The organism is Stenotrophomonas sp. P5_A8 (genome assembly GCF_056400545.1).
Map to the genome: position 1 here is coordinate 1 of NZ_JBFULB010000161.1, position 8,569 is coordinate 8,569.

Genomic DNA, 8,569 nt, shown 5'->3' on the forward strand with positions numbered 1-8,569 from the left:
GGAGCCCAGCGCCCGACCCACCGACCAGCGACAGAAAAGCCTGGCGTCCACCTACGCACCGCACGCCGAGCCCCGTAGCGGGCGGTAGGCTCCTGGGCAAAATAAAGGAGGAGGCCGCCACGCGGCCGGGGGACATTTGCGCCAGGGGCCTACCGGCCGCTACGGGGCCCTCACGCGCGCGAAAAGCCCGACCGAAAAGGTGCCCCAGATCCCCAATGTCACTCGGACAACCCGACCACCCGACCACACACGTACAGCCGTACGCCCTCTGCACAGCCCCCGGAACAAGACGCCCCTGCCTTCGGAAAAAAGCCAAAAAAAGACCGGCTTTCGCCGGTCTTTTTTCGATTCAGTGGCGCCGGATCACTCCGATTCCCACCACATCCAGAAGCTGTCCCACAGACGCTTGAAGAAGCCGGCTTCTTCCACGGCGGCCACGGCCACCAGCGGCGCTTCGGCGACCACCTTGCCATCCAGCGTCACCTTCAGCGTGCCGATTTTCTGGCCCGCGGTGAAGGGCGCTTCCAGCGTCTTGGGCACGTCGATGGTCGGCTTGAGGTCGTTGTAACGACCGCGCGGCACGCTCACCAGCATCGGCTGGGCCACGCCCAGCTGCACCGTGTCGGCCTTGCCCTTCCACACCTTGTGGTCGGCCACGGCCTTGCCCGGCTCGTACATGCGGTGGGTTTCGAAGAAGCGGAAGCCCCAGTTGAGCAGGGCCAGACTGTCATCGGCGCGCTGCTTTTCCGAACTGCCGCCCAGCACCACCGCGATCAGGCGCTGGTCGCCGCGCTGTGCCGAGCTCATCAGGCAGTAGCCGGCCTCGGAGGTATGGCCGGTCTTGATCCCGTCCACGCTGCCATCGCGCCACAGCAGCAGGTTGCGGTTGGGCTGCTTGATGTTGCCGACCGTAAATTCCTTCACCTTGTTGTAGGCGTAGGTTTCCGGATAGTCGCGCACCATCGCCCGGCCCAGCAGCGCCAGATCGTAGGCGGTGCTGTGGTGGCCCGGCGCGGTCAGGCCGTGGGCGTTGATGAAGTGCGAGTCCTTCATCCCGATCTTGGCGGCATAGCTGTTCATCAGCGAGGCGAAGGCTTCTTCGCTGCCCGCCACGTGCTCGGCCAGGGCAATCGCGGCATCGTTGCCGGACTGGATCGCCATGCCCTTTTCCATATCTTCCAGACGCGCGGTCTGGTTGACCGGGAAGCCGCTGTAGCTGCCGTCGGTACCGGCGCCGCCTTCGCGCCAGGCCCGCTCGCTCATCATCACCTGGTCATCGGGACGGACCTTGCCGTTCTTGACCTCGGCGGCAACGACATAAGACGTCATCACCTTGGTGATGCTGGCCGGGGCCAGCTGCTCATGTTCATTTTCGCCAGCCAACACCTGGCCGGTGGCGTAATCCATCAGCACCCAGGCTTTGGAGACACTGGGTCTGGGCGCCGGCGGGGTGGCGACGGTGGCCGGGGCGGCGGCAGGCGCAGGCACCGGCTGGGGGGCCGGCTGCGGGGTCTGGGCGGAGACCATGCCCACGAACAGGGTCGTGGCCATGGCAGCAGCGGCAAAGCGGAATTTCATTGGACAGCAAGCTCCTGGTGGGGCGCCAAGGTGGAAAGACGGAGTGTGGCCATTGTAGGCCGATGCAACGGTGCGCGCGGGACGCCGCCGCTCGCGGCGGCGGTCAGTCCTTCACGATCTGCGGCGCACCAAAGCCCAGACCGGCGATGCGGCCGGCAAGTTCCGAGGCGCTGGCGTGGTCGGCCGCCGGCACGCGCAGGCGCCAGAGGGTGCGGCCGCCGCTGACGATGTCGCTGATGCTGGCCCCGACGATGCCGGCCGAAGACAGCTGGCCCAGTGCACGGGTGGCGTTGTCGCGGCTGGCGAAGCTGGCCACCTGCAGGAACACGCTGCCCACCTGCTGGGACAGGCTTGCAGGGGCGGGCACCGGTACGGGGGTCGGGCGGGCCACCGGGCGCGGCGGCACGACGGCGGCCACCAGCGGCGCGGCCGGCAGCGCACTGACGGTAACCGGCGCATCGTCGATCTGTGCCGCCTGGGTCGCGGCCGGGCGGCCACTGGCCACCGTGGCGCCCGCGTAAGCCGGGGCCGTGGCGGCTGGCAGGCGGCCGACCAGCTTGTCCATGTCGCTGGGCGAACGCGGCTGCGCGGCAGCGGCCACGCTTGCGGCCGCGCGGCGCTCGCGACGCGAGGGCTTGTCGGCCAGCAGGTTGCCTTCGCCCGGCGTCAGCGCGCGCACTTCCACGTTGCCGGTGCCGCGCTGGGTGATGCCCAGGCGCACGGCGGCGGCATAACTCAGGTCGACCACCCGGCCGTCGTGGAACGGGCCGCGGTCGTTGACGCGCACGATCACCGATTCGCCGTTGTCCAGGTTGGTGACCCGCGCAAAGCTCGGCAGCGGCAGGGTCTTGTGGGCGGCGGTGAAGGCGTACATGTCGTACACCTCGCGGTTGGACGTCAGGCGGCCATGGAACTTGGCACCGTAATACGAGGCGGTCCCCTTCTCGGCATAGCCGCTGGTCTTGTCCAGCACCTGGTACTGCTTGCCCAGCACCACGTACGGCGACTTGTTGCCGACCGGCGAACGCGGCAGGTCGACCACCTCCGGCTCGGGGATGCAGGCCACGTTGGGAATATAGGTGGGGGTGCTGTCGTTGACGCCGGGCTTGTACAAGCCGCCGGCACGGTAGTCGCCGCGGGTAGTCGGATCTTCGGTGGCGGCCTTGTAGGGCGACCCGTCCGGACAATGCGCCGGGCGGTTGCCCTTGCCCTGCACCAGCGTGCCGCTGCCGGGCTTGGCGCTGCCGGCGCTGGCCGGCTTTTTCGGCGCGCTGCTGCAGGCGGCGAGCGCCAGGACCAACAGACCGGGGACCAGCCATCTGCAGCGTGCGCGTGCGTTCATGCCGGCGGCAGCYCCTGTCCGGCGATGGCCTGGGACAACTGGTACACGGCCATCGCGTACATCTTGGAAAGGTTGTAACGGGTGATCGCGTAGTAGTTCTGGAAGCCCAGCCAGTACTGCTTGCCGGTGCTGCCTTCGAGCGTGATCGGCGTGGCGGTCAGGCCTGCCGGCACCGGCGCGCTGGGCTGATAGCCGCGCTGGGCCAGCTCGGACAGGGTCCAGGTGGGCGCCCACTCGGTCGGATTGAATTCTTCGCGGCCGGCGGCCAGTGTGGCTGGCACCGCGACCGGACCGCCGCGCACCCAGCCGCCCTTCTTGACGAAGTAATTGGCGATCGAAGAGAACACGTCGTCGTAGCTGTTGGACAGGTCGCGGCGCCCATCGCCGTTGCCGTCCACCGCGAAGTCCAGGTAGCTGGACGGCATGAACTGGCCCATGCCCATCGCGCCGGCGTAGCTGCCCTTGATCGCGGTGATGTCCAGCTTCTCGTCGCGGGTCAGCGCGAACAGGCGCGCCAGTTCGTCGCGGAAATACAGCTCACGGCGCACTTCGCGCTCGAGCTTGGACGGATCGCCACTGCGCGGGTACTTGAAGGCCAGCGTGTACAGCGCATCGAKCACGCGGTAGCTGCCGGTGTTGCCGCCGTAGCTGGTTTCCACCCCGATGATCGCCACGATCACTTCGGCCGGCACGCCGGTGCGTTGCTGCACGCGCATCAACTCGTCGCGGTGCTGGGCGAGGAATTTCTTTCCGCCGTCGATCCGCGCCTGGCTGATGAACATCGGCCGGTACTCGTTCCACGGCTTGACCCGCTCGGCGGGTCGCGACATCGCCGCGATGATCGGATCGCGCACCTGCGCCTGGGCCAGCGTGGCCTCGATCTGCGCAGCGGGAATGCCATAGCGTTTTGCGGTGTCGCGCACGAAGTTGGCGCGGGCCACCTCGAACGGCACCGGGGTCAGGTCCACCGGCGCGGCCGTAGCGGCAGCGGCCTCCGGCGCGGCTTCGGCCGGGCCCTTCTGCCCCGGCAACGGCTTGTTGGGGGCACCGGACGCCTGCGGCGACGGTGACGGAGAAGGCGGTTGGGTCGCGCAGGCGACCAAACCGAGCGTAAGCATGCAGGCCAGAGTGCGTCGAATCATCGCGGCAGGTTAGCAGGTCAAGGATGAATTAAAACCCCTAAGACCATGAATCACAACGAATTGCCTGCGACAAGGGACAATCGTTAACGCTGCGTCTACAGTGATCGCAGTCAGATTCCCCATTCAGCCATGGATGCATCCGGGCCCCTGACACATCAGGTGCGGGTCAGCGGCAATTATTAAGGTCTGCCGGTTACGTCCCCATCCCCATGGACGCAACCGGCCAAACCGACCCGGTCGGTACCGGCGCGGCGCGCAACTCCCCAGCGCGCGCCTCGCCCCTTGTACCCGTTGGGTCAACTACTCCCCACCAAGCTCCCCAGGCATGTCGCTTGGCTCGACATACCCCTGCTGGCGGGCCGCCATTGTGCCGTCCGTTTACGACAAGTCCATTGATCAGGATCAACGCACTTCATATCTGTGCGCCACATCTCACTTTTCCGTCACTTTGTTGACGATCCGTGCACCAAACCCGCCAAACCCTGACGCTATAAACCTGCTTTGCCGGATATCCGATCACTCCCAGCCGACCGCAGAGGCGAGCCTTCGCTTCCCCCGCTCAGCCGATGAACCATCCTGCCGCTGGGGGCAGGCCCTGACGGGACCTTGGGCAGCACAGTCGCTGCGATGCGCGGGCATCCCTTGCCGCCGCGCGGACCTGAGCCGATCCCGACCGAGCGCGGAGCGCAGCCGCTCGTCGAGGAGGGCGGGCAGTCAGCGAACAGCAGCCACGCATGGCGTGGCGCTACCCATGGGTCAGCCGTAGCCGCCGTGGACGGGCTGATGCTTGCGCGCGGCCATCACCAGGCCGAAACCGGCCAGCAACGACACCGCCGACGTGCCGCCGTAGCTGATCAGCGGCATCGGCACGCCCACCACCGGCAGCAGGCCGGAGATCATCCCGCCGTTGACCAGCACGTACACGAAGAACGCCAGGCCCGTGGCGCCGGCCAACAGCCGCGAGTACGAATCGCGCGATTGCGAGGCGATCCACAGGCAGCGGCCGATCACCACCAGGTACAACGCCAGCACCGTCGCCACCCCGATCCAGCCGAACTCCTCGCTGAGCACCGAGAACGCAAAGTCCGTGGTCTGCTCGGGAATGAAGTTCAGGTGCGACTGCGAACCCTGCCCCCAGCCCTTGCCATCGAATCCGCCGGACCCGATCGCGATCTTGGACTGGATGATGTTCCAGCCTGCGCCGAGCGCATCCATCTCCGGATCCAGGAACATCATGATGCGGTCCTTCTGGTAGGGCCGCAGCAGCCAGAACCACGCCACCGGCGCCGCTGCCGCCACGCCGCCGACCGCCACGCCCACCCACCACCACGGCAGACCGGCCAGCAACAGCACGAACGCGCCGCTGGCCGCGATCAGCACGCCGGTACCGAAGTCCGGCTGCAGCATCACCAGCCCGGTCGGCACGCCGATGATCACCGCGCTGACCATCACCGTGGAAAAACGCGGTGGCAGCGGCATGCGGTGCAGGTACCAGGCCACCATCATCGGCAGACTGACCTTGAGCAGCTCGGCCGGCTGCAGGTAGAACAGTTTCAGATCCAGCCATTGCCGGCCGTACTTGCCCGTGCCGAGCACGAACACCGCCAGCAGCGGGATCATCGAGATCGCATAGATCAACGGCGTGGCCGAGCGGATGCGCAGGATCGACACCCGCGAGATCGCCCACATGGCGCCCAACCCGACCACGAAGCGCGCGCCCTGGGCGAACACCAGGCCGTCGCCGCCGGCGCTCTTGAGCACCGCCAGCCCGATCAGCATCAGCGCACCCAGGGCCAGGCACAGCACCCAGTCCAGCGTGCTGCTGAAACGCACGACCATGTCGGTCGCCCAGCGCAGGAAGACCTTCATCGCGCACGCTCCGGGGTTGTCGGCGGCGGTGCGGCGGCCGGCACCGGCGCGCCAGGGGCAAGCGGTGACGGCGCGGGAACCGGCGCGCTCGGCAGGCCCACCACGATCGGCAGCGATTCCAGCAGCGCAGCCGCGGCATCGCCGGCGGCCCGCGCGTTGCTGTCACCGCTGTCGAACCCGGTGATGCCGATCGCGGTGGTACCCCGCTCGCTGTCCAGGGGTTCCAGCCCGTCGGGCATCTTGCCCAGCAGCCACGCATCGAACAGCTTGCGCGCGATCGGCGCTGCGGCCGAGCCGCCGTAGCCGCCGCCCTCGACCGCGATCGCCACGGCGATCACCGGGTTCTCGGCCGGCGCGAAGCCGACAAACAACGAGCGGTGACGCAGGTGCATCGGCAGGCTCTTGGGGTTCACCGCCGCCGTACCACGGCGGCTGATCACCTGCGCGGTGCCGGTCTTGCCGGCGATCGTGTACGGCGCGCCGGCCGCGGCCCGCGCGCCACTGCCGCCCGGGCGCATGGTGCCCATCATGCCTTCGCGCACGGCCTGCAGATTGCCGGGATTGGGGCTGACCGGCTTGGTCTCGCCGGCCGGCACCGGGGTCCAGTCGGCATCGAAGCCGGCCCGCTCCTGCATCACCAGGTGCGGGGTGCGCAGCTGGCCGTTGCCGATCCCGGCGATGCCGTGCACCAGCTGCAACGGGGTGACCTTCCAGTCACCCTGGCCGATGCTGACGTTGACCGTGTCGCCGGGATACCAGCGCTCCTTGCGGGTTTTGTACTTGTGCTGCGGCGAGGGCAGGATGCCGCCGATCTCGCCGGTGAGGTCGATGCCGGTCGCTTCGCCGAAGCCGTAATAGCCCATGTAGTGGTCGAAGCGCTCGATGCCCATGTCCAGCGCCAGCTTGTAGTAATACGTGTTGACCGACTGGGTGATCGACTTGCGCAGATCGGTCCAGCCATGCCCGCCGCGGTTGGCATCGCCCCAGCCGCGCGAGGTGCCGGGCAGGTAGAACATGCCGGTGGACAGGATCTTGTCTTCGGGCTTGCGCGTGCCGCTGTCCAGGCCGGCCAGGCCGATCAGCGGCTTGATCGTCGAACCCGGCGCCACGCCACCCAGCACGAGCCGGTTGAACTGCGGCCGCGAGGGGTTGTCGTTGAGCGCCTTGAAATCGGCATGCGAGATGCCGTTGACGAACAGGTTCGGGTCATACGAGGGCAGGCTGACCATGGCCAGCACCTCGCCGGTGCGCGGGTCCATCGCCACCGCCGCGCCGTCGAAATCGCCGAAGGCGGCCACCATCGCGCGCTGCAGATCGGCATCGATGGACAGCCGCAGATCGCTGCCGGACTGCGCGGCGACCCGGCCGATCGTGCGGATCGCGCGGCCCTGCACGTTGGTCTCGACCTGCTCGTAGCCGACCTTGCCGCGCAGTTGCTGCTCGTAATAGCGCTCCAGCCCGGACTTGCCGATGTGGGTCAGCGCCGCGTTGCCCTCGCCGAGGATCTCCAGGTCCTTGTCATCGACCCGGCCGACGTAGCCGATGATGTGCGCGAACAGGTCGCCGTAGGGGTAGCGACGGGTCAGGTACGGCTCCAGCTCCACGCCGGGATAGCGCCAGCGGTCGACCGCGAAGCGCGCCATTTCCTCATCGCTGACGCGCAGCTTGAGCGTGACCGGCAGGAACTTGCGGCGGGCCTTGCGCGACTTGTTGAAGGTCTCGATGTCCTCCGGGCTGAGGTCGAGGATCTTCGCCAGCCCGGCCAGGGTGGCGTCCATGTCCTTGACCTTGTCCGGGGTGATGTCCAGCCGGAACGCAGGCACGTTCTCGGCCAGCAGGCGCCCGTTGCGGTCGTAGATCATCCCGCGCCCGGGCACCACCGGCCGCGGCTTGATGCGGTTGGCCTCCGAGCGGGTGGCATAGACGTCGTGGTCCAGCACCTGCAGCTTGAAGTACCAGCCGCCCAGCCCGATCAGGCAGACCAGCACGCCAAGGAAGCCCAGCGCGGCACGGCGCCGGAACTGTTCCGCTTCGGCGTGGGGATTCTTGGCCTGGCGGCGCACGTACATGTCAGCGACCGCGACGCCCGAAGCGCACCGCATCGAGCAGCACGAACAGCAGCGGCCACAGGCCCATGCCGAGCAGCGGCGCCCACCAGTACGACCACGGCAGGGTCGGTTCGCCGACCACGATATGCACCACCGAACTGACGATGCGGTCGTTGAACAGCAACCCGCCGATGGCCAGCATCTGCTGGGACATCGGGAAAAAGCGGATGCGGGCGCGGAAGCGCTGCAGGATGAAGGTGAGCATCACCAGCCGCAGTGCCTGTTCGCCCAGCACCCCGCCGTACAGCAGGTCGGCGACCACGCCGCTGGCAAACGCGATGCCCAGCCCGACCCGGTCCGGCGCTTCGATGACCCAGTAGGCCAGCACCAGTGCCAGCCAGTACGGCCGCAGCGGCTGCAGCAACGCCGGCAGCGGCAGCAGGCCCAGCAGCAGCGCCAGCACCACGCTGACCGGCAGCACCCACGGTTTGTCGCGCAGGCGGCTCATTCGCGGTTCTCCACCGATTCCGGCTGCCGAGCATGGCTCGGCACTACCGTGGATTCAGGGGCGGCGGCGGCCGGTGCGGGCG

6 protein-coding genes are annotated in these 8,569 nt (G+C 68.0%); all 6 read right to left on the bottom strand.

Translation table 11 applies throughout. The annotated features are described in order from the left end of the window. Positions 1–363: 363 nt before the first annotated feature. The 6 genes from AC1DQP_RS12390 to mreD all read right to left on the bottom strand — a co-directional run bounded on the left by AC1DQP_RS12390 (position 364) and on the right by mreD (position 8,487). Entirely contained in the window at positions 364–1,578 is a 1,215-nt protein-coding gene (locus AC1DQP_RS12390; RefSeq protein ID WP_457319037.1) for a D-alanyl-D-alanine carboxypeptidase family protein, read from the bottom strand. A gap of 103 nt (positions 1,579–1,681) precedes the next feature. Continuing rightward, positions 1,682–2,920: a septal ring lytic transglycosylase RlpA family protein gene (locus AC1DQP_RS12395; protein ID WP_457319036.1), complete on the bottom strand. Its 1,239-nt coding sequence runs from the start codon at positions 2,918–2,920 to the stop codon at positions 1,682–1,684. Further along, positions 2,917–4,062, bottom strand: a complete 1,146-nt coding sequence (mltB, locus tag AC1DQP_RS12400; RefSeq protein ID WP_478051697.1) for a lytic murein transglycosylase B — start codon at positions 4,060–4,062, stop codon at positions 2,917–2,919. Before mltB ends, AC1DQP_RS12395 begins: the two co-directional genes overlap by 4 nt. A gap of 756 nt (positions 4,063–4,818) precedes the next feature. Then, the gene (gene rodA / locus AC1DQP_RS12405; RefSeq protein ID WP_256777466.1) at positions 4,819–5,931 is read right to left on the bottom strand and encodes a rod shape-determining protein RodA; all 1,113 of its coding nucleotides are present in this window, start codon (positions 5,929–5,931) and stop codon (positions 4,819–4,821) included. After that, positions 5,928–8,000: a penicillin-binding protein 2 gene (mrdA, locus tag AC1DQP_RS12410; protein WP_256777465.1), complete on the bottom strand. Its 2,073-nt coding sequence runs from the start codon at positions 7,998–8,000 to the stop codon at positions 5,928–5,930. The genes rodA and mrdA overlap by 4 nt, the downstream gene beginning before the upstream one ends. Before the next feature lies 1 nt (position 8,001). After that, positions 8,002–8,487 (bottom strand): rod shape-determining protein MreD, encoded by a 486-nt coding sequence (gene mreD, locus AC1DQP_RS12415; protein WP_256777464.1) that lies wholly within the window; start codon positions 8,485–8,487, stop codon positions 8,002–8,004. Positions 8,488–8,569: the final 82 nt, after the last annotated feature.

Excerpts from the sequence above, each read along its gene's own strand:
- AC1DQP_RS12390 (WP_457319037.1), bottom strand. The coding sequence starts at position 1,578 with ATGAAATTCCGCTTTGCCGCTGCTGCCATGGCCACGACCCTGTTCGTG.
- AC1DQP_RS12395 (WP_457319036.1), bottom strand. The coding sequence starts at position 2,920 with ATGAACGCACGCGCACGCTGCAGATGGCTGGTCCCCGGTCTGTTGGTC.
- rodA (WP_256777466.1), bottom strand. The coding sequence starts at position 5,931 with ATGAAGGTCTTCCTGCGCTGGGCGACCGACATGGTCGTGCGTTTCAGC.
- mrdA (WP_256777465.1), bottom strand. The coding sequence starts at position 8,000 with ATGTACGTGCGCCGCCAGGCCAAGAATCCCCACGCCGAAGCGGAACAG.
- mreD (WP_256777464.1), bottom strand. The coding sequence starts at position 8,487 with ATGAGCCGCCTGCGCGACAAACCGTGGGTGCTGCCGGTCAGCGTGGTG.